Origin of the sequence: Candidatus Tisiphia endosymbiont of Sialis lutaria, assembly GCF_964026535.1 — a bacterium.
In the GTDB taxonomy this organism is placed as follows: domain Bacteria; phylum Pseudomonadota; class Alphaproteobacteria; order Rickettsiales; family Rickettsiaceae; genus Tisiphia.
This window is the reverse complement of record NZ_OZ032153.1, coordinates 1,044,143-1,063,416: the sequence shown is the minus strand read 5'-3', so window position 1 is coordinate 1,063,416 and position 19,274 is coordinate 1,044,143. Positions and strand designations below refer to the sequence as shown.

16 protein-coding genes and 1 tRNA gene are annotated in these 19,274 nt (G+C 32.6%); 7 read left to right on the top strand and 10 right to left on the bottom strand.

Annotated features, from left to right (window positions below; all coding sequences use genetic code 11):
- Nucleotides 1–149: 149 nt before the first annotated feature.
- On the bottom strand, nt 150–1,973 hold the full coding sequence (locus tag AAGD20_RS05165) for an AAA family ATPase (RefSeq protein WP_341748702.1): 1,824 nt from the start codon (nt 1,971–1,973) through the stop codon (nt 150–152).
- Nucleotides 1,974–2,379: 406 nt separating this feature from the next.
- Between AAGD20_RS05165 and AAGD20_RS05160 the strand changes: the two genes are divergently transcribed.
- Nucleotides 2,380–3,015, top strand: coding sequence for a hypothetical protein (locus tag AAGD20_RS05160; RefSeq protein WP_094649807.1), 636 nt, complete (start codon nt 2,380–2,382; stop codon nt 3,013–3,015).
- A gap of 11 nt (nt 3,016–3,026) precedes the next feature.
- Here the strand turns inward: AAGD20_RS05160 and AAGD20_RS05155 are convergent, their stop codons facing one another.
- From AAGD20_RS05155 to AAGD20_RS05145, 3 genes are all read right to left on the bottom strand, one after another.
- Nucleotides 3,027–6,071 (bottom strand): DEAD/DEAH box helicase, encoded by a 3,045-nt coding sequence (locus AAGD20_RS05155; protein ID WP_341748701.1) that lies wholly within the window; start codon nt 6,069–6,071, stop codon nt 3,027–3,029.
- Nucleotides 6,072–6,226: 155 nt separating this feature from the next.
- The gene (gene leuS, locus AAGD20_RS05150; protein WP_341748700.1) at nt 6,227–8,770 is read right to left on the bottom strand and encodes a leucine--tRNA ligase; all 2,544 of its coding nucleotides are present in this window, start codon (nt 8,768–8,770) and stop codon (nt 6,227–6,229) included.
- 47 nt (nt 8,771–8,817) lie between these two features.
- Nucleotides 8,818–9,339, bottom strand: a complete 522-nt coding sequence (locus AAGD20_RS05145; RefSeq protein ID WP_410520894.1) for a DUF3576 domain-containing protein — start codon at nt 9,337–9,339, stop codon at nt 8,818–8,820.
- Nucleotides 9,340–9,361: 22 nt separating this feature from the next.
- Between AAGD20_RS05145 and AAGD20_RS05140 the strand changes: the two genes are divergently transcribed.
- On the top strand, nt 9,362–9,571 hold the full coding sequence (locus AAGD20_RS05140; protein WP_094649277.1) for a palindromic element RPE2 domain-containing protein: 210 nt from the start codon (nt 9,362–9,364) through the stop codon (nt 9,569–9,571).
- A gap of 84 nt (nt 9,572–9,655) precedes the next feature.
- On the opposite strand, the gene AAGD20_RS05135 is transcribed toward AAGD20_RS05140, so the two are convergent.
- Together AAGD20_RS05135 and AAGD20_RS05130 are read right to left on the bottom strand one after the other, a co-directional pair.
- Nucleotides 9,656–9,991: a type II toxin-antitoxin system PemK/MazF family toxin gene (locus AAGD20_RS05135; RefSeq protein WP_094649278.1), complete on the bottom strand. Its 336-nt coding sequence runs from the start codon at nt 9,989–9,991 to the stop codon at nt 9,656–9,658.
- Nucleotides 9,981–10,205, bottom strand: a complete 225-nt coding sequence (locus tag AAGD20_RS05130) for an AbrB/MazE/SpoVT family DNA-binding domain-containing protein (RefSeq protein WP_094649279.1) — start codon at nt 10,203–10,205, stop codon at nt 9,981–9,983. The genes AAGD20_RS05135 and AAGD20_RS05130 overlap by 11 nt, the downstream gene beginning before the upstream one ends.
- An 892-nt stretch (nt 10,206–11,097) precedes the next feature.
- Here AAGD20_RS05130 and AAGD20_RS05125 point away from each other — a divergent pair.
- The 5 genes from AAGD20_RS05125 to AAGD20_RS05105 all read left to right on the top strand — a co-directional run bounded on the left by AAGD20_RS05125 (nt 11,098) and on the right by AAGD20_RS05105 (nt 14,924).
- A tRNA-Ile gene (locus tag AAGD20_RS05125) sits at nt 11,098–11,174 on the top strand.
- 30 nt (nt 11,175–11,204) lie between these two features.
- A complete protein-coding gene (locus AAGD20_RS05120) occupies nt 11,205–12,293 on the top strand; it encodes an LptF/LptG family permease (RefSeq protein ID WP_094649280.1) in 1,089 nt (362 codons plus the stop codon).
- A 71-nt stretch (nt 12,294–12,364) separates the two neighbouring features.
- Complete coding sequence (locus AAGD20_RS05115; protein ID WP_094649281.1) at nt 12,365–13,405, top strand: rod shape-determining protein; 1,041 nt, start codon at nt 12,365–12,367, stop codon at nt 13,403–13,405.
- Nucleotides 13,406–13,408: 3 nt separating this feature from the next.
- The gene (gene mreC / locus AAGD20_RS05110; RefSeq protein WP_341748699.1) at nt 13,409–14,245 is read left to right on the top strand and encodes a rod shape-determining protein MreC; all 837 of its coding nucleotides are present in this window, start codon (nt 13,409–13,411) and stop codon (nt 14,243–14,245) included.
- Nucleotides 14,246–14,264: 19 nt separating this feature from the next.
- Complete coding sequence (locus AAGD20_RS05105; RefSeq protein ID WP_341748698.1) at nt 14,265–14,924, top strand: 7-carboxy-7-deazaguanine synthase QueE; 660 nt, start codon at nt 14,265–14,267, stop codon at nt 14,922–14,924.
- A gap of 537 nt (nt 14,925–15,461) precedes the next feature.
- Here AAGD20_RS05105 and AAGD20_RS05100 read toward each other — a convergent pair.
- The 4 genes from AAGD20_RS05100 to AAGD20_RS05085 all read right to left on the bottom strand — a co-directional run bounded on the left by AAGD20_RS05100 (nt 15,462) and on the right by AAGD20_RS05085 (nt 19,246).
- Nucleotides 15,462–15,719 carry a hypothetical protein gene (locus tag AAGD20_RS05100; RefSeq protein WP_341748697.1) on the bottom strand — a complete coding sequence of 86 codons (258 nt, stop codon included), beginning with the start codon at nt 15,717–15,719 and terminating at the stop codon, nt 15,462–15,464.
- Nucleotides 15,720–15,933: 214 nt separating this feature from the next.
- Complete coding sequence (locus tag AAGD20_RS05095; protein WP_341748696.1) at nt 15,934–16,386, bottom strand: hypothetical protein; 453 nt, start codon at nt 16,384–16,386, stop codon at nt 15,934–15,936.
- A gap of 15 nt (nt 16,387–16,401) precedes the next feature.
- Nucleotides 16,402–17,376 carry a DNA cytosine methyltransferase gene (locus tag AAGD20_RS05090; RefSeq protein WP_341748695.1) on the bottom strand — a complete coding sequence of 325 codons (975 nt, stop codon included), beginning with the start codon at nt 17,374–17,376 and terminating at the stop codon, nt 16,402–16,404.
- Nucleotides 17,377–17,473: 97 nt separating this feature from the next.
- Nucleotides 17,474–19,246, bottom strand: coding sequence for an ABC transporter ATP-binding protein (locus AAGD20_RS05085; protein WP_341748694.1), 1,773 nt, complete (start codon nt 19,244–19,246; stop codon nt 17,474–17,476).
- Between the last annotated feature and the right edge of the window lie 28 nt (nt 19,247–19,274).

The following is a 19,274-nucleotide window of genomic DNA, read 5'->3' as shown; positions in this document are numbered from 1 at the left end:
GAGGGCTGTAAGCTGCATTACGTTCTGGCTTTTCCATTCACAGAAATGCAAAAAGTAGCAAATTGTGCCGATTGGCGGGGCGTAGTGTACAATTTCCGAACCCAGTCAGATACCCAATTGCTTATTATACAAGTGCTTACGCTCTATTATTAGAGCTTCGTTATTTCATATTCTAACTCCATATTTTTTCCACAAAATGCCATCGAAATTTTTAATATTTGTTTTACATGTGAATGCTCTTTTATTTTACTATCATATTTTTTATTAATAATTTGTTGTAAACCAGATTTAGCTATATCTGCTAGCTCTTCTGAGGATTTAGCGATTTTATACTCGATAATCATCGCTTTATCACCTTTGCCAATTTTTGGAATCATCACAACGTCAGCTCTGCCATCCCCTGATTCTTGTTCACTTGATATTATATAATTAGGAGCTAACATATTAACAAAGCCGAGCATAAAGCCACTATAAAATAATTCGGCTTTTTTCTCTCCTGTTTGATGAAAACTAGTAGAATTAAGCAGTAACTCTTGCATACGTCGTTTAAACTCCTCTATTCTACCATCTGGTAATAGAGTAACAAAAGAATAATAGCCAGAATTATCAATTTTTATTTGTTTAGTAACCCATTGCAGCATTCTCTTTTCATAAATATATTTCACCTCGTAGTTAGGAGCAGATAAATCATAAATATCTCTTTCTGGCATCTTGGTAGTTGTGTTTAGGTAGCCACTAAATAATAATAAGCTAAATAACCCTTCTGGTTGGTTGATATCAGCAAAATTTATATGTTTAGTAATAGAAGAAGTAATAGTTTTACCCGCAGCTAAAGCCTGGATATCTGTTTGCATCTCATCTGAAAGCAGTACATGATCAATCCAACCAGTCCCACCGCTATCAATCCAATAATGATCCAGCTTGCCTTTACTTGCCAAACATTGCATAATTGACCATGGATTATAAATGACTTCTCCGCCAAAATTATAGCCATTATACCAATTTTTAATTTCTTCTGGCTTTGTAGTGGTTGGTACTTTAGTTAATAGTTCATCAACTTCTGCTTGAGTAAATCCGTAACTGCTAGAAAATCTTTCATCTAGTAGACTACATTCAGTTAAATTATTCAAATCTGAAAACAAATTAGCTTTAGCAACACGCAATATGCCGGTAATGACGCCTTTTTGTAATGAATCATTGGTTTTAAGACTATTGCCAAATATTGCCCGGAATAGAGCTAATACTTCCTCAAACTCTTCTAGATTATTGCCAAATTTCATATAGGCACTATTAATTGGCGTATCATACTCGTCAATTAGTATGTAAACTTTTTGATTAAAATGTTTATAAAGTAAGTCGCTTAGAAATTTCAAACTATTCTCAAGTTCTACTTTGTTAAACTTTCCAGAAAAATATCTAGTTAATTGCTCTTTTTCCGCTTCTTCCAATAAATACTCTTTCTCACTTACATAACGTTTTAAATAACGATAATTACTAAATAGCCTAGTTATTTGATAGCTGATTTTACTTTCAATCTCCTCATAACTACTGCCCCTAACGCCCTTGAAACTTATAATAATAACTGGAAATTGACCTTGATAGTCTAGAAGAATATCTGGATACTTAGATATTTTAAGTGGTTTAAGCAACTTTTTTCTACCACTTGCTAATCCCAAATCCACCTCTCCACCAGCAAATAGTTTATAGTTCACTCTTTGTTCTTGTGGTATAGGATTGCCATGTTGATCTACCTCTATCTCAAAAAATCTCCGCACCATATCCATATTCAAGCTCTTCCCCCATCGCCTTGGACGGGTGATTAAGGTGACTTTACCACTATCTTCTAACAACTCCTTGATCATCAGACTCTTATCAACAAATATGTCACTATTAATCAATAAATCGTAGAAGTCATCGGTACCAACAAACATTCTTGGTTGGTAATTAATATTATTACTGGTTTGTTCTTTCATACTTTACTCAATCAACTAAAATTCACTCTTATGTCTAAATAATTTATGACAACTCATGAACATGTTATTTAATCATAACTTGCTTATATATTTCATTATAACATAATAATAACTTGCACTAACTATTTATCAGTAAAAAATTATAAATTTTTTAACTTCTTATCCAAAATTCGCGTAATAAAGTATTTTAGGGATTTTTTTGTCTAAGGAGTCGTAAGAAAATAATGTGTATAAATTAAATTCTACCTACAACTAAAATTATATAATCATTGTATAATTGCCACTAAACTAAATATTTCACTAATTTTTTATAAAATACACTTTACATACCAAAATATATTGTATACCTTATAAAATATATGGGTTTTTAGAAATAATATAGCAACCACAAATTAGGTTTTTGATATTGTTATTTCGTAATATTCAATATAATCTCACTAGTAAGCAAAATAATCTTGCAACATTGCAAAGCAAACTTAATGAACAACAGGCTTTAGTAAGCAAAATATACGAATATTTAAGCGATTTTCAGGATAATCCTACATCTAATACAAGAATGGTGGAAAATGATCAACTAGCTGCCAAGTTGGTTGGTGAACTAACACAATTAAATTTGAATGAAGTTGAAAATACTGAATTTTGGCGACCGTGGCAAGATAGACATTTTGATGTTCCAGGACAGATGGCATATGATATGTATGGTTTTGGAAGTTATACAGATATGCTTTCATCTCTTTCTACAGAAGGTCAATCACATCTTTTGCTTACAATACACGACACACCTGAAGTTATTGCTAATCTAAAACAAGTAGTAATTGCAGCTTACTCAAATATTTCTGCAAAACAGATAGGAGATAACATAGGCATAAGTTATCCAAGTGGAACCTTTCATATTGGAGACACAGAAGTTTATAATGTGTACAGAATACATTACAATTACCGAGAGTCTGCACCAGAAGTTGCGGATAGTATTTTAAACGAAATAGCCCTAATACTTGAAATAATTTCGGAGATTAGTTCATATCAATTCCCCAAAAATTGACTACAATAGACTTAATTAATTCTACTGTCTAGCTCACGGAATACTCCAACTTCTTTCCATAAGTCCCTATTTCCTATAACATAAATAACTTCTTTAGCACGGGTAACTGCTACATTTAAGATGTTAGGAAATTTGCCTACCCATACTCGACTGCTATCTTGGTCTGATCCTTGTGCCCCTAATACTAAAATTACCGCTTCAGCTTCTCGACCTTGGACAGTATGTATTGTTCCAACTCGCTCATTAAGCCAAGAATAGCTATCTGTAGTTATCCAAGATTTTAAAATATGACTATCTTTTATAATTTTGCGTAAATTATTCGCAACAACTCTAAAAGGTGTCACAATATACAGATTTGGCTGTATTCCAGCACTCTTTAATGTACCTAATAGTTCAAGTACCTTTTGCCCTTCTTCTGGACACCACTTATCTGACGCTTCTCCTTTAACATCAAACCATTTAGAAGAACCAAGACACTTATGTATTGCAGAGCTGCTATCAGAACTCTTGGCGTGAACCATAGATTCTCCATAAGCAATTATATTAGAAATATCAAACATAGGATTTCCACAACGTCTATGTACTAGTAAAGGCACACCAACCAAACGACTTCCGTGCTTAGTATCAAATTCATAAATATATGAATTTGCAAAATCTGATAGGGTCTGCACTGATGCTTCTGGGGCATTAAAACGTTTTGGATCTACCGAAAATTGTTTACATATACTTTTTGTTAAATTGTCAGGTAAATCAACCACTGGTTCTATTTGTAGAGGATCCCCTGTCACTACAACACGTTTTGTTCTCATTATAGCCCCTACAGCAGCTTGCGGTAAAGCCTGCCCAGCTTCATCAATAATAAGCCATCCAAGAGAATTGGCAGGGATATCCTTTAACATTTTCTCTACAGATGCAAAAGTTGTTGATACACTAGGAACTACAAGGAAGAAAGATGCCCATAAGTCTAGTAAAAAATCAGTGGTGCTTTTATCTATTACGTTAAAAGAATCCCTAAAAATTTTCATCATAGCTCCAAGGTTATGATGTAAAGGTTTGGCTGCTGCATCTATAAATGCTTTATGTAGTTTTATAGCGGAAATAAATACCTCATCGCGTAATAATTGTGTCTGTTCGTTACACCATGGGGACACTAGGTGCATTTCTTCAGAGGATTTTGTAAATAAACTACTATCAATCAAATGATTTTCAAATTCTTTAGAGGATGTTACAATCTTTTTCTTTTTATAATTAAGACGAACAATCTTTTGCCTTTTTTCTCTCCAGGCAAGAAATGAAGGAGTGTTTAGAATACACCAAATAATATGTGGTTTTAATTTATCATGTTTTAATAAAAAATCTTCTGGATCCTCTACCTTTCCTAACTCTTTTTCTAAATTTTCTAACTCTTCAACTAAATTTCTTGTTTCTTGTAATTTAGAGAGTTCATCTCGACTTGCTTTTAATGTTTTTTCAAAATTTTCTTTAGCTTCTTTCCAACGTTCTAAAGCTTCACTATGACTAGACGGTGGGTTATTTTCTTCAATAATTTTAGGGTATATAGTTTCAATGATTTCATGACTATCTGGATCTTTAATCTCGAATTTCTGCGGTTTTCCATTTATTTCTGCTAAATATGTTGAAAAGCTAAAATCCTTATCCCACCAAAATTTTTCATTAAAATTCTTACAATTAGTCATATTGCCAAGTACTGCTGCAATCAACCCCCAACTTCCACCTCCAAGTAATGAATCAGATAGAGCTTTAAAATAACGCAGATCATTTGCATTATCGGCAATTGCTTTTAAACTAGGTAATTCAGTGCTAATATTTTCAACAGCCTTATTGTTAGATGAGGCGATTAATATTTCAAAACCTTTTAGTCTTTCATCTAATTTGTAAAGTTTGAACCACCCCTTTCCGGCTTGTATTTTTTCCCCTGAATCAATGAAAGCTTCTTCAGGATCAACAAAATTCAGTAATGCTTCTGCTCGTTCTGCAACTAATTTTGCCACAATATCACGTAATAAAGTTGTTTTTCCTGTTCCTGGTGGTCCATTAATTGCAAGAATTCCACTGTCTTTTAGTTCAGTCATAGATAAATTAACCGCAGCCTGCTGAAATAATACTAGAGGATGTCGTCCTAATCCAGGCCATCTTGCTGAAGGAATGTTTCTAGGGGAAAGAATATTTTGTAAAACTGTCTTATCTAGGATATTTTGACGTTTTAGGTCATTCACACCTAAATATTGTAAGAGGTTTGTTGAAGCACTTGAAGCACTTGAAGTATCTTGGTTTTGAGCTAAAGTATTAGCAATTAAAGTACTAGCTTTTGCTAAATCATTTAGGTAAAAGCTGTTAAGTAATACAGTCTTAGTAGAACCATCTTTTTCATTTGATTCAGGGTCATCTTTTTTACTTGATTCAGGATCACCTTTTTTTCTTAATTCGTAAGTTCGGAGAGCAAATTTTTTATTTATTAGCATTTCTGCTGATATACCATAAATATTATTAGTAAGGTAAGTATAAGCCTCATCTATCATTATTTTATTCAAGGGAAGCTCTTCGCCATTTTCATCTTTTTTACGTAAGATTCTATCAAAAGCTATTTCCATTTTTTGTTTAACTAATGCCCAGTCCCTTAAGTTTTCAAGACTATTTTTTAACGCTTGAGGAGTACCCCATGCAAAACTTGATAGATTAACAGATATATTATTTTTAAGAAGATAGCCATATTGATCTATAATAATTACACCTGTAATGGCTTCTCCTGATACTTGTTTTGATTCGACACTTGTATCACCATATTTTTTAACTAAAGCAGAAAATACACTCTGAAGACTAATTGAACCCATTATTATTTGATAGAATAATTTTTTCTCAGGAGGTACTTCTTCGCCACCATTCTCCCATGGTAGTCCATTATCTAATAAAGCAACTAAACTTTTTTCTCCTCCTACTAGGTCTTCTGCTTTATGAAATGATTGAGGCGACAATACTTCCAAAACAGTCCAAGCTGATAAGACGTTACTTGCTTCTTGCATAGTTAATGGTTTCATTTTGTTAGTAATTTAATGTTCTAAGAAATCTGCCCAGCTTATTTAAGCATGTATGCATTTTAGAAAATATATCGCCAACTCGTGTAAAATAATAATAATTTAAAAGTTTGGTTGTAAAACTTTTGATTATTCCTTATATTTGTAACTTAATAGTCTCACACCACGATATTTACTATTTTCGAGGGTATTATGATAATTTTCTTAGGCTCTTTACCGCTTAAATGTTTTTGTATCTCGGGTAATTGCATTACCATATTCTGAATCTCAATATTGCTCGTTACGTTGGCAAATTCTTGTGTAGCTCTCAGTTTGCCATTAACTTGGATAGCCATGGTATAAGATTCTAGCTCCAGCAATGATTCATCGAAAGAAGGCCAGGAAGTTTGATATAATCTTTCCTTACTACCTAATTTTTGCCAAATTTCCTCTGTAATATGTGGAATAAATGGGTTAAGTAACATAATCAAGACTCTAAACCCCTCTTTAACACTATAGTCAATTGATGAATTGACTATATTAACATTACCTTCTCTGCCCTTAGATACTTCATCTGACAAAGCATTAAATAGTTCCCGCATTCTTGCTATGGCTTTATTTAGCTTAAAATCCTTTAATTCTTCGGTAACATGTTTAATAGTATAATGGGTAAGCTTTGTTAATTTATTTGATTTATTACTAGAACCTTCCGTTATTTCACTATTAATTAGTATTTCTGCCATATTTTCTAGCTTACTAATAAAACGAGAACAGCCTTCAAAACCATTTGCCGACCATTCAAAATCTTTCTCTGGCGGACTATCGGAGAGGACAAATAGCCTAATAGCGTCAGCACTATGGTTGGTCAATATTGATTCTAAATCCACAAGATTCTTTTTGGATTTACTCATTTTTTCTATTCGTCCTTGAACTACTTCTTCTCCAGTATTTTTATTAATCCACTTATCAGACTGTTTTATTACCTCATCTGGGTAAAGCCAATTATTATTAGCATCTTTATAAGTAGCATGTAGAACCATACCCTGAGTTAGCAAATTATTAAAAGGTTCACGAATACTAAGATAACCTTGTTCGTTCATTACTTTGGTAAAAAACCTGGCATAAAGAAGATGCATTACTGCATGTTCAATTCCACCAATATACTGATCAACAGGTAACCAATAATCACATACTTGCTTGTCGGTTATATCTTTTGCTGCCACGTTACAATAACGGATGAAATACCAAGAAGACTCAAAGAATGTATCTAACGTATCAGTCTCTCGAATAGCTTGTTTTTGACATTTTGGGCAATTAGTATCTTTCCAAGTAGGGTGAGAATCAAGAGGGTTGCCATTTCCATAAAATATAACATCGCTTGGTAGAGTTATTGGTAAGTCTTTTTCAGCTACCGGCACAGTTCCGCAAACTGAGCAATATATTATTGGGATAGGACAGCCCCAATATCTTTGTCTAGACACTCCCCAATCCTTCAGACGGTAGTTAATAGTACGTTTTCCTAAACCACGTTTTTCAAATTCTTCTATAGATTTTTGTTTAGCATCCTGAACAGTAAGATCATTCAAAAAGTCTGAGTTGATCATCATACCATCACCCGTGTAAGGTTCCGAGTATACGTCCATTTGAACATCTTGGTTAATTACTACCTGCTTTATTGACAAGCCCATTTTTTTTGCTAATGCATGATCTCTTTCATCATGAGCTGGACATCCAAAAACCGCCCCAGTACCATAATCCATTAGTACAAAATTTGTTATTATGACAGGAATAATAATTGTCGAATCAAATGGGTGAATGGCAAAAAGGTTAGTATACACCCCTTCTTTTTCAGCTTTATCTACTGCAGCATTAGTGTGTAATTGTGAACATTTTTCAATAAACAACACCATATCGTTATTTTTATCCACTAATTGCCCAACTATTGGGTGATTATAGGCTATTGCAACAAAACTTGCTCCAAAAATAGTTTCTGGTCGAGTAGAGAACACTTCTATATTAGCTTGATGATCTTTAATTTTAAAAGTAAAATTTGCTCCTTCCGATTTACCTATCCATTTTTCCTGCATAGATTTAACAGAATCAGGCCAAAATTCCAGTTTTGAAATTTCATTTAATAGCTCTTCAGCGTAATTAGTAATTTTTAAAAACCATTGTTTTAAATATTTTTTTTCAACTAAAGCACCTGAACGCCATCCACGACCATCTACTACTTGTTCATTAGCTAAAACAGTCTTATCAACAGGATCCCAATTTACTAAAGATTCTTTTTGATAGGCTAAACCTCTATTATAAAGTTCTAAAAAGAATTTTTGTTCATGCTTATAATAATCTGGATTACAAGTTGTTATTTCTCTCGACCAATCATATGAAAAGCCAATTGATTTTAGCTGATCTCGCATAGTTGCAATATTTGAATAAGTCCAATCTTTAGGATTAGAGTTATTATTAATGGCAGCATTTTCTGCTGGCAAACCGAAAGCATCCCAACCCATGGGATGCAATACGTTATAACCTCGTGATTTCATAAAACGAGCGATGCAATCTCCAATAGAATAGTTACGTAAATGTCCAACATGAATTTTCCCAGAAGGATAAGGTAACATTTCAAGTACGTAATATTTAGGCTTATCGCTGTTGTCTTTTGCGGCAAAAGCTTTTTCTTCAAGCCAAATTCTTTGCCATTTTTTCTCAATATTTTTCATAATTCACACGTTAGTTATTAGTATTTTTTAGTAAGTATACTATAACATTATTTTTTCCCTGCACTAATATATATTTCCCTAGCTTTTCGTAAAATTTTATCTTCTATGTTATTAGCTAGCTCTGAAGTAGTATGACTATCTAGCCATTGACCATTTTTAAGTGTTTGCTCAAATATTCTTACTTGAATTGCATCCGGACTAATAACGTTATCCTTTATAAAAATATTTATTTTAAATCGAAAATCTGCTTTTCCTTTTGGACTATACCATTCAGTAATAATAACTCCGCCGATTGAATCGCTTGAAGCAAGAGGGACAAAATTTAAGGTTTCTATAGAAGATTGCCATAAATATTTATTGATATTACCTATCTCTGTTTTGGTAGATTCATTTTTGATTCTACCTGGTCTAAATATCAAACCTTCTCCTCCAACTACCGAGCCCATTTCTTCCATTTTTCTTTCTTGTTCGCTTTTTGGGTATTTTGAATCTCTAGCAATTGTCAAAGTTGGAAAAAATAATAAACTTGACATTACACCAATCATGGTTCTTTTAAAATGTTCTTTCATAAATACTATATTTTTATAACTATTGTTGTTTGTTTTAGATAGCTTACTGATAGTCAATTCAGGAGAATTTGGGGCTAGGAGCGATGGAGCGACGCCTATAAGTAATAGGCGAGCATTGAGCGACAACGTCACCAACTTCTCATCAATTGACTATATCACTTTCCATCCTAAACTCAATCTAATATTAGGTTGTAACTCCAAGAGATATTTACTCTTTAATTGTGACTTTTAAATTGCCCTGTGATTTGAACCAGGACATTTTCAACATCAATTAAATTTCAGTAGCTAACCAGTTTGTTCAATGGCAAATATAGTATTAATAACTCAAGTACTTTTTTATCTTAATAAAAACCGATTCTCTATCTTCATCTGCCAAATAACCTAATTTTCCTGTTATAAGATCGCAATCCAAAGAGAAAATTTTAATTCTAACTTTTGATGGTGAAGGGAGACCTGCGATTTGAAGATTTGTAATTATTATATCATCTTGCCAACTTGTTTGTTTAGCACTTGTGATCATAGCTAGTATACAATGATTGTAATTTATTTGATATTCACTTGATGATATTACTAAAGCTGGTCTCTTTTTAATCGCTGCTTTATCAGTGAAAGGAAAAGAAACTTTAATTACATCAAATTTATTATAAATCATGATATGCTTCATCATCTTCTGGCGATAACCATTCAGGGAGTGATTTAGATAAAGAATCTAGATACTCATAATCAGTATAAGGTAATTTCTGTACCATGACCTTACCTCCTTCAATTTTAAACTTTACTCTATCACCTTTCTCTAAATGTAGGAAATTCCGTATCTCGTAAGGAATAGTAGCTTGATATTTTTCAGTAACTTTTGATGCCAACATAAATTTATAAAAATAAGTATACTACATACGTAATACTAACACTCCTAGATAATTTATACAAATAATAATTTAAAATAATAATTTAAAATTTAGGTTATTTAGTTTTTCTATATTAATCAATTCATTTGCAAAGTTATTAGGGTTACAGAGGAAAGATATAGTTAATTCAGGAGGAGTTGGGGCTAGGAGCGATGGAGCGACGCCTATAAGTAATAGACCGAGCATTGAGCGACAACGTCACCAAATTCTCCTGAATTAATGACTATACCATATCATTGTCCAAATTACCAACAGAAGTAGAACTCGGCAAAAGGTCTAATTTAGAAAAAGATTCGCAATAAAACGAACAATTACCTTGTTACAAAACGCGGACATTTTAGAATGTTATTGACACTATGAAATATTTTACTAGACTTAAAACGCTAATAATTATATAAAGCTTAAATAATCATTATATAGTCAATTCAAGAGAAGTTGATGCTAGGAGGCTGCCTGCAATAACTAAAGTAATTCTATATTTGGCTCTTTTTGACTGCGAATAAACATGATTTTTTTGAAATAGGCACACTATTCCTTCATAAATCATATCTATTCTCGCCGAAAAATAGCTCAAAATATAATTAATCAGTTATCGTAGGTAGCCTCCTAGGAGCGATTCCTATAAGTAATAGGCGAGTGACAACGCATAAGCGTTAGTTTAAGAAAATAATAATTGAAAAACCGTCATTGCGAGGAGACCGTAAGGTCGACGAAGCAATCCAGAAAAATGATTAAAAATGGATTGCCACGCCACCTACGGTGGCTCGATAATAGACAATTTTTCTACTTTATTTTCTTAAACTGACGCCTATGAGTGACGACGTCACCAACTTCTTACTAATTGACCATAAAGGGGCCTGTAGTTCAGTTGGTTAGAACCCACCGCTCATAACGGTGTTGTCGCAGGTTCAAGTCCTGCCGGGCCCACCAAAAATCAATAGGTGAACGGTTTATTTTAAAATGATTAATTTTAAAACACTTTCAATTTACCTGTTCAGACTATATTGTAGCTATTTCATTGTTATATTAGTTCTGCTTATTGGGGTTTTTACTCTTTCAAATATCTTTGATCTTTTACAGCAATCTAAAGCTGTATATATCCCAACGCATTCTTTTTGGAAACTTGTATTATATAAAATACCTTACTTGGTTAATGAAGCGGCTTCTCTGCTCAGCTTTATTGCGATGTTACTTTTTCTAAGAAGATTAACTAAACATAACGAATTAATAACCATTTTATGCAATGGTATCCATATTTGGCGGGTTATTGCTGTTCCATTTTTTGCCGCGATCATTCTTGGTATAATACTAATAACTATATGCAACCCTATTGGTACATTCGGTCTACAAAAATATGAATCTTTAAAAGCCAAGCTGTTTAAAAATACATCGACTAACCTTATAATATCAAAATCTGGTCTATTATTTTTTGAGAATTATCAGGGCAAAAAAAGAATCGTTCAGGCTGGGTCTATTGATATAGTGAATAATAAGTTAAATAAGGTTATTATATTATTCTTGGATAATGAAAATAGCTTCTTAAAAAGAATTGATGCTCAATATGCTATTTTAATTGATAATAATTTTGAATTAACTTCTGTAAAACTTTCGGATGCTAATAACTTCAAGCAATATGAGAATTTTGCCATTCCAACAAATTTGTCAATAAATAACTTACTAAATAGTTTTATAACCCCTGAAATGATTGCTATTTGGGATTTACCAGATATAATTCAGCAATTAGTAAAATTTGGCTTACCCATAACTAATTATCAGATTTATTTCTATAAACAGTTATTTAAACCTATAATTATGGCTACTACCGTAATTTTAGCAGCATGCTTTTTTAGCCTCAGGCAACGTGATAATTCTCAGGAAAAAATTTTAGTAATTGGTTTATTTTTAGGTTTTATTATTTATTCTTTATTAGAGGTGTTGTTTAAAATACTTGCATATAATGCAACTCCTCCTTTCTTAGCTATTTTATTACCAAATATATGTATATTATTTTTCAGTAATTTTGTTATTATGCATTCTAAGAAAATTTGATATATTCAAATGTATTTAATCTTGAGGATTGATATAAGATGGTTAGAACTTAAGACTTTGGAGAAATAAAAATGCTAACAAAATTTTTCAGTAGATTTGCAAGTGATATGGCAATAGATCTTGGTACTGCTAATACTTTAGTGTATGTCAAAGGCAAAGGAATCGTATTAAACGAACCTTCTGTAGTTGCATTGATTAAAGTGGATGGAGCATTTAAACCATATGCATTTGGTCATGAAGCAAAAAATATGTTAGGACGCACCCCAGCCGATATTGAAGCTAAGAGACCACTAAAAGATGGGGTTATAGCTGATTTTAAGGGGGCTGAGGAGATGATAAAGCATTTTATCAGAACAGTACATAGTCGCCGCTCATTTACTGGTCCAATGATTATAATTTGTGTACCCTCAGGTTCTACACCCGTTGAACGTAGAGCCATCCAAGAAGCAGCGGAGAGTGCAGGTGGTAGAGATGTGTATCTTATAGAGGAACCTATGGCAGCAGCAATCGGTGCTGGCTTACCAGTAACAGAAGCAACTGGTTCAATGATTGTTGATGTAGGCGGTGGAACAACAGAAGTAGCCGTCTTATCATTAGGCGGTATTGTATATGCTAGATCAGTGCGGGTTGGTGGTGATAAAATGGATGAGTCTATTATTTCTTACATTAGAAGGCATTATAATTTGCTAATCGGTGAAGCTACAGCAGAAAAAATTAAAAAGCAGATTGGTGCTGCTTATGTAGACGATAGTTTAGAACCAAGAGTAATGGAAATTAAAGGGCGGGATTTAATTCATGGCATCCCTAAAGAAATGCTACTAAACGAAAAACAAATTGCTGATAGTCTAATTGAACCAGTCAGCCAAATTGTCGACGCAGTAAAAGTAGCGTTGGAATGCACCCCACCTGAACTTTCATCGGATATTGTAGATAAGGGGATTGTTATGACTGGTGGTGGGGCATTACTTCGAAACCTAGATCATGTTCTAAAAGAAGCAACTAAATTACCGGTAATTGTTGCTGAACAGGCTTTATCATGCGTAGCTCTTGGCACAGGAAAAGTATTAGAAGATTTTCAAAAATTAAAGCATGTGTTATTTAAACAAGATTAACAAATGGCATTACTAGCAAATAGAATAAAGAATCCTAGTAGAATAGCAGGGTTAGCTAAATTTATACTTGTCACCGCAAAACGTGGTTTGATTTTATTTTTTACCATAGCTTCGCTTTACTTATTTATTGCTACTCCCAAAAGACTCTCTTCTATGTCTCTTGAAATCGTTGGACATGTTATGTTTAGTGGCTTGCTAATTCATGAAAATGTATTTAAACAAATTAACCTAATAACCCAAAATTTTATTTATTTACGGGACTTAGCAAGAGAAAATATTGAATTACAATTAGAGGTGGCAAGATTAAGAAGCTTGCAGAGTGATATATATTTAATCCAATCTGAAAATAGAGAGCTAAAACAACTATTATCAGTTATAGAAGAAGAGCAATATAGCTATGTTAGTGCTAAATTGTTAAGCGTCTCATTAAATCCCTTCAGTAAAACTGCTTTACTGTCAGCTGGGGCAAAACATGGTGTGGCAATTGATCAAATAGTTACCAACAGTGAAGGATTAGTTGGACGAGTAATACAGGTAAGCAACAATTATTCTAAGATAATTTTAGTTAATGACGTGAATTCTAGAATTCCGATCACTACAACCTCTTCAAAAGAGAAAGGTATAATGAGTGGCTATGGTAACGGTAGTAAAATACTCTATTTACCAAAAAACCACTTAGTGCAAAAAGGTGAGAAAGTTATAACCTCTGGTTATGGAAATATTTATCCTTATGGCATAACAGTTGGTTACGTAAACAAAGCAAATTCAGAAAATGTTCTTGTAAAACCTATAGTTGACTTATCTAAAACTAAGTTTGTCAGCATATTACTTCCACAATGAATCTTTTATACTATATCTTATGTTTGGACAAAATCCCAAAAGGGCAGCAATATTTAATGACGGGACTAGCCTAGAGATTAAAAGTATCTTTAAGACTATTCAGGGAGAAGGTCCTTTTGTTGGTATGCCTGCTGTCTTTATTAGGCTTGGTGGATGCAATCTAGCTTGTAATTTTTGCGATACCGACTTTGAAGATTTTAATATATTGACTATTAATAATATTATCGAAGAAGTCCAAAGATTTACGATTAATGTCAAATTAGTGGTTATAACTGGAGGTGAGCCTTTTCGTCAACCCATAGAATTATTGTGTCATAAATTAATAAATTTGGATTATATAGTGCAAATAGAAACTAATGGCACGTTATATCGTGAGATTCCAGATAAAGTACATATAGTTTGCTCACCCAAAGCTGCAAAAAATGGTTATTCCTTATTGCGAAATGATTTACTATCTCGCATTAATGCCATAAAATTCTTAGTAGCTAAAAATATACCAGAATATTCTAACATACCTGAAGTCGGGCAAAGTAAATATAATATACCAGTATTTATCCAGCCTATGGATCAAAACAACCCATTGCTAAATAAAGAGAATGAACAACTAGCTATTGATTTGGCACTTAAGTACGGTTATCGCCTTTCTATACAAATCCATAAGATTTTGGGTATTGATTAGGTTACTAAATAAAGCTACCAATATAGTTGTCAAAGTTTTTTATTTTTATACTTATAGTAATACTGAATTATAGAAAAAATAAACCAAAAAAATAGTGAGTAAAGGGTATCGTATAATACATCCTTGCTAAAGAAAAGTTCATAAAAACCTATATTATGCTCAATTAGATATTGTATCGTTTGAAACAAGATAGTCATATATAACGTCATCCTGATTGTATATAACAGACATTGATCCCACTTAAACATAATTAACCTCAGCATTCAACATAAGCAATAAACCAGTTATGCTTGCATAGCTAACCCGAATACATTACTACGCCTCCTTGCATAAGCGTCAGTTTAAAAAAACAATAATTGAGAAACCGTCATTGCGAGAAGACCGTAAGGTCACGAAGCAATCCAAAAAAGTGATTAGAAATGGATCGCCACGCCACCTACGGTGGCTCGCAATGACGATTTTTCTACTTTATTTTCTTAAACTAATGCCTATGCACCTTCTCGCAATGATGTTTAGTTATTAATAGAAATCTAAATGTCAAATATCTCCCATTATTAGCATACTATCTTCATCGATTGCCATCGCTACCGGATCTTTTAGTACAGTAGTTGTCACAACATTAGCAACTTTTGCAGGGATTTTTTTAACGTTAAGATTAATAAGGTCTAATGGCGAATCTACAATATCCAATATAGCAAAATAATTATTTTCTGGCTTTTTAGGTTGCCTTGCCTTAGCTTTTTTTATATCTCGTAAAGTTTTTTCTACATCTTTCATAATTCTCTTAACAGACATAATTAAACCTCCAAATTGTATAAATTGATGAGCTTTGTAAAAAATTCTTTATATAGTCAATTCAGGAAAATTTGGGGCTAGGAGCGACGACGCCCCCAACTTCTCATCAATTGACTATAACAATCAATATATCAAAAATTCTCTTATATAACAAGAATATTTTTCTATAAAACAAAACTTTTTATTTACTATATATAACAATCTAAAATTTTATTTATTTACAGGAGTTAGCAAGAGAAAATATTGAACTACAATTAGAGGTGGTAAGATTAAGAATTAATAAAAAAGCTTCGGCGACTTCTTTTGGTGATATTTTTCCCTTGTAGTCTAATATATATGGATAAGGTTGCTCAAGAGAACGAGTTAGCCAACCACTTTCAGACATTGATGGAAATTCATATTTTCTTAAAAATGGAGTAACATATTTTGTATCAAAGCTTCTACCAGAATATCCATTTTGCATATTTGATTGATGGTACCTAACATCTTGAGAAGAATGAAAATACTTGTATACTACACTTGTAATGAGAACTGTTAGCACCCCCTTACTACGCTCTGAATTATCTAATATAATATCCAATCTACTTTTAATACTATCTTCTATAAAGAAGTCAGACTCAACTGAAACTTTTTCCAAGAAAGTAGCTAATTCTTTTCCATATTCCATAATAAACTCAATAAATCACAGTAATTGTTCAACTATAGCTTCTCCTATAATTCTTACCTTTGGAATACATACAGAATTTCCAACTTGTTTATATAACTCAGATATTGAAGATTTTAGTTTATAGTCTTCAGGAAATCCCATAATTTTAAAACACTCATTTATTGTTAGTTTTCTTACACGTCCATTATTAAGTAATATCCAATAACGCCCCGAAGTTTCTTGCGATGATAATGTTGGGTGCGTACCTTCAATTGAATATATTCTGTTTGGTTGTTTGTGAACTCTAGATAAATGCTCAGTTCCCTCCCTAACCCCTTTATTTCTTATCTTTTTATTCCTATATCCACAAAATATTAAACCACTTTGTTGTCTAGTTGGATTCTCTATAATTTTATATTCATCTGATTCTAGAAATTCAAAATCCCCTTCTTGATCCAAAATATCATGAATTTTTATAGTTTTTTGTTTTTTAAGCTTAGAAAAATCAAACTTACCATTTAAACTTGCAATAATAATTAATCTTTCTCTATTTTGTGGAACTCCAAAATTTTTTGCATTTAGTATATTGTAAGAAATATTATAGCCTATCTTATTAAGGTTTGATACGATGTGTTGCAACGTTTCACCATTGTTATGATGTAATAAATGCTTCACATTTTCTAGCATCACAACTTTAGGCTTTGAATGATTTACAATATTAAATATCGATTCAATTACACTTGCACGTTCATCTTTTAATCCCATTTTTTTACCTGAAATACTAAAGGGTTGGCAAGGAAATCCTGCACATAAAACATCACACTCCGGTATATCATTTGGATCTATTGTTTTGATATCTCCAGCTGGAATTTCACCAAAATTTTCTTGATACATTTTTTGGCAATGTTCATTTATTTCGCATGAAAAAAGACACTTTCCACCTATTGACTGCAACGCAATCCTAAATCCTCCGATCCCAGCAAATAAATCAATGAAAGAAAATTTGTACATTTGTAAATCAGTTTTTATAAACTTTATATTAAACAACTTAACCACAATCTCAATCTTAAAATCATAGTAGTATATTTATTTTTCTATATTAACCTTATCACTTCTCCGCCTCTCCTAATTCTTTATGATATAATTTATAATATTCGGCTTTATTTTCTATAAGCTGTGAGTGAGTTCCTTGCTCAAATATCATACCAGATTTCATAACAACTATGTGATCAACATCCTTAATACTCGATAAACGATGGGTGACAATTAAGGTAGTCTTACCTTTACGAAGATTTACTAAAGAATTTAAAATTAATCGCTCAGAATTTTGGTCTAACGAACTTGTTGCCTCATCCCAAACTAAAATTGCTGCTGGCTTCAAAAATGCTCTAGCTATCGCTAAACGTTGACGCTGCCCACCTGAAAGCGTTGAACCTTGATTACCAATCATCGTATCATAACCGAATGGGAGCTGTGAAATAAACTCATCAGCATCAGCATATTTTGCCGCAGTAATAATTTCACTGCGAGTGGCATCTGGGTTACCATAAGCAATATTTTCTGCAACGCTAGTGTCAAATAATGTAGTATCTTGCGTTACTAAAGAGATTTGCCGTCTTAAAGAGTCAATTTTTATATCTTTAATATCGTAATCATCAATTAAAATTTGCCCGCTAGTTGGGTTATAAAATCTTACTAATAAATTAGCTAATGAAGTTTTGCCGCTACCAGAACGTCCTATAACAGCTGTAGTCTTTCCTTGCATTAATTGTAAATTCAGATGCTTTAAAGCTACTTTATTATTAAATTTTAGCTCTACATTGTTAAAAACTACTGATGGATTAACTAACGGAACAGTTAGAGCATTTACACTATCTTTAATAACAGGCTCAGTATCTAGAATATTAAATATTCTTCTTGTCGCAGCAATTCCCTCTTGTAGGTTGATATTTAAAGACACCAAACTCTTAAAAGGTCTATACGCTGTGATAAAGGCTGTAATAAAAGCAAAAAGTGCTCCTGGAGTAGTCTCTCCTTCTATGACTAACAATCCACCATACCAAATAAGCCCACCAACTGTTATACCACTTAATATTTCCATAAGCGGTGAGATCAGTGCATCCAATTTGGCAGTTTTTTTTAGAAAACGTAAAATATTGCTGGAAATCAATAAAGCTCGATTGCTTTCAATTTTCTCTCCTAAGAAAGACTTAACAATTTTAATTGACCCAAAAGTCTCATCTAACCTTGAAGTATAATTAGCTAATTCCTCTTGAGCTTGACCGGATATTTTGCGAATTTTCCGTCCTAATTGTTGTGTTGGATAAATTGCTGCTGGAAATGCCATAAATACAATACAAGATAGCTTAGGTTCTAACCTAAACATCACTATGATCAGACCTAGTACTGTTAAAAAATGTTTGGCACAACATACCAGTATATTCGATACTGCACCACGCATCATCGAAATATCGTTAGTAAAACGTGATATTAAACGCCCCGATGATTGAGACTGAATAAATAGAATATCAGCAAATAATAAATGTTCATACATTTTAATTTGCAAATCAGTTAAAATTCTCTGACCAACAAATTTAATTAAATAACTTGAATAATATTCAGCAATACCTTTAATAGTAAATGTTAGTACTACCATTAACGGTAAAAATAATAACATTTGACGATGATGTGTTAAAAATATTTGGTCAATGGTTGGTTGGACTAATTCAACAATATAAGCATTACAGCAAGCGTTAACTACCATAAACAATACTGCTATCCCAATCTGTTTTAGATATGGTCTTATATGGTCAACTATTAGCCTTCTTACAGTGCTATAGGCATTATAGTCATAATTTATTAGATTATGTTTTTTTGGCAAAATTCTCTCCTTCTGTTTAATAATTTGT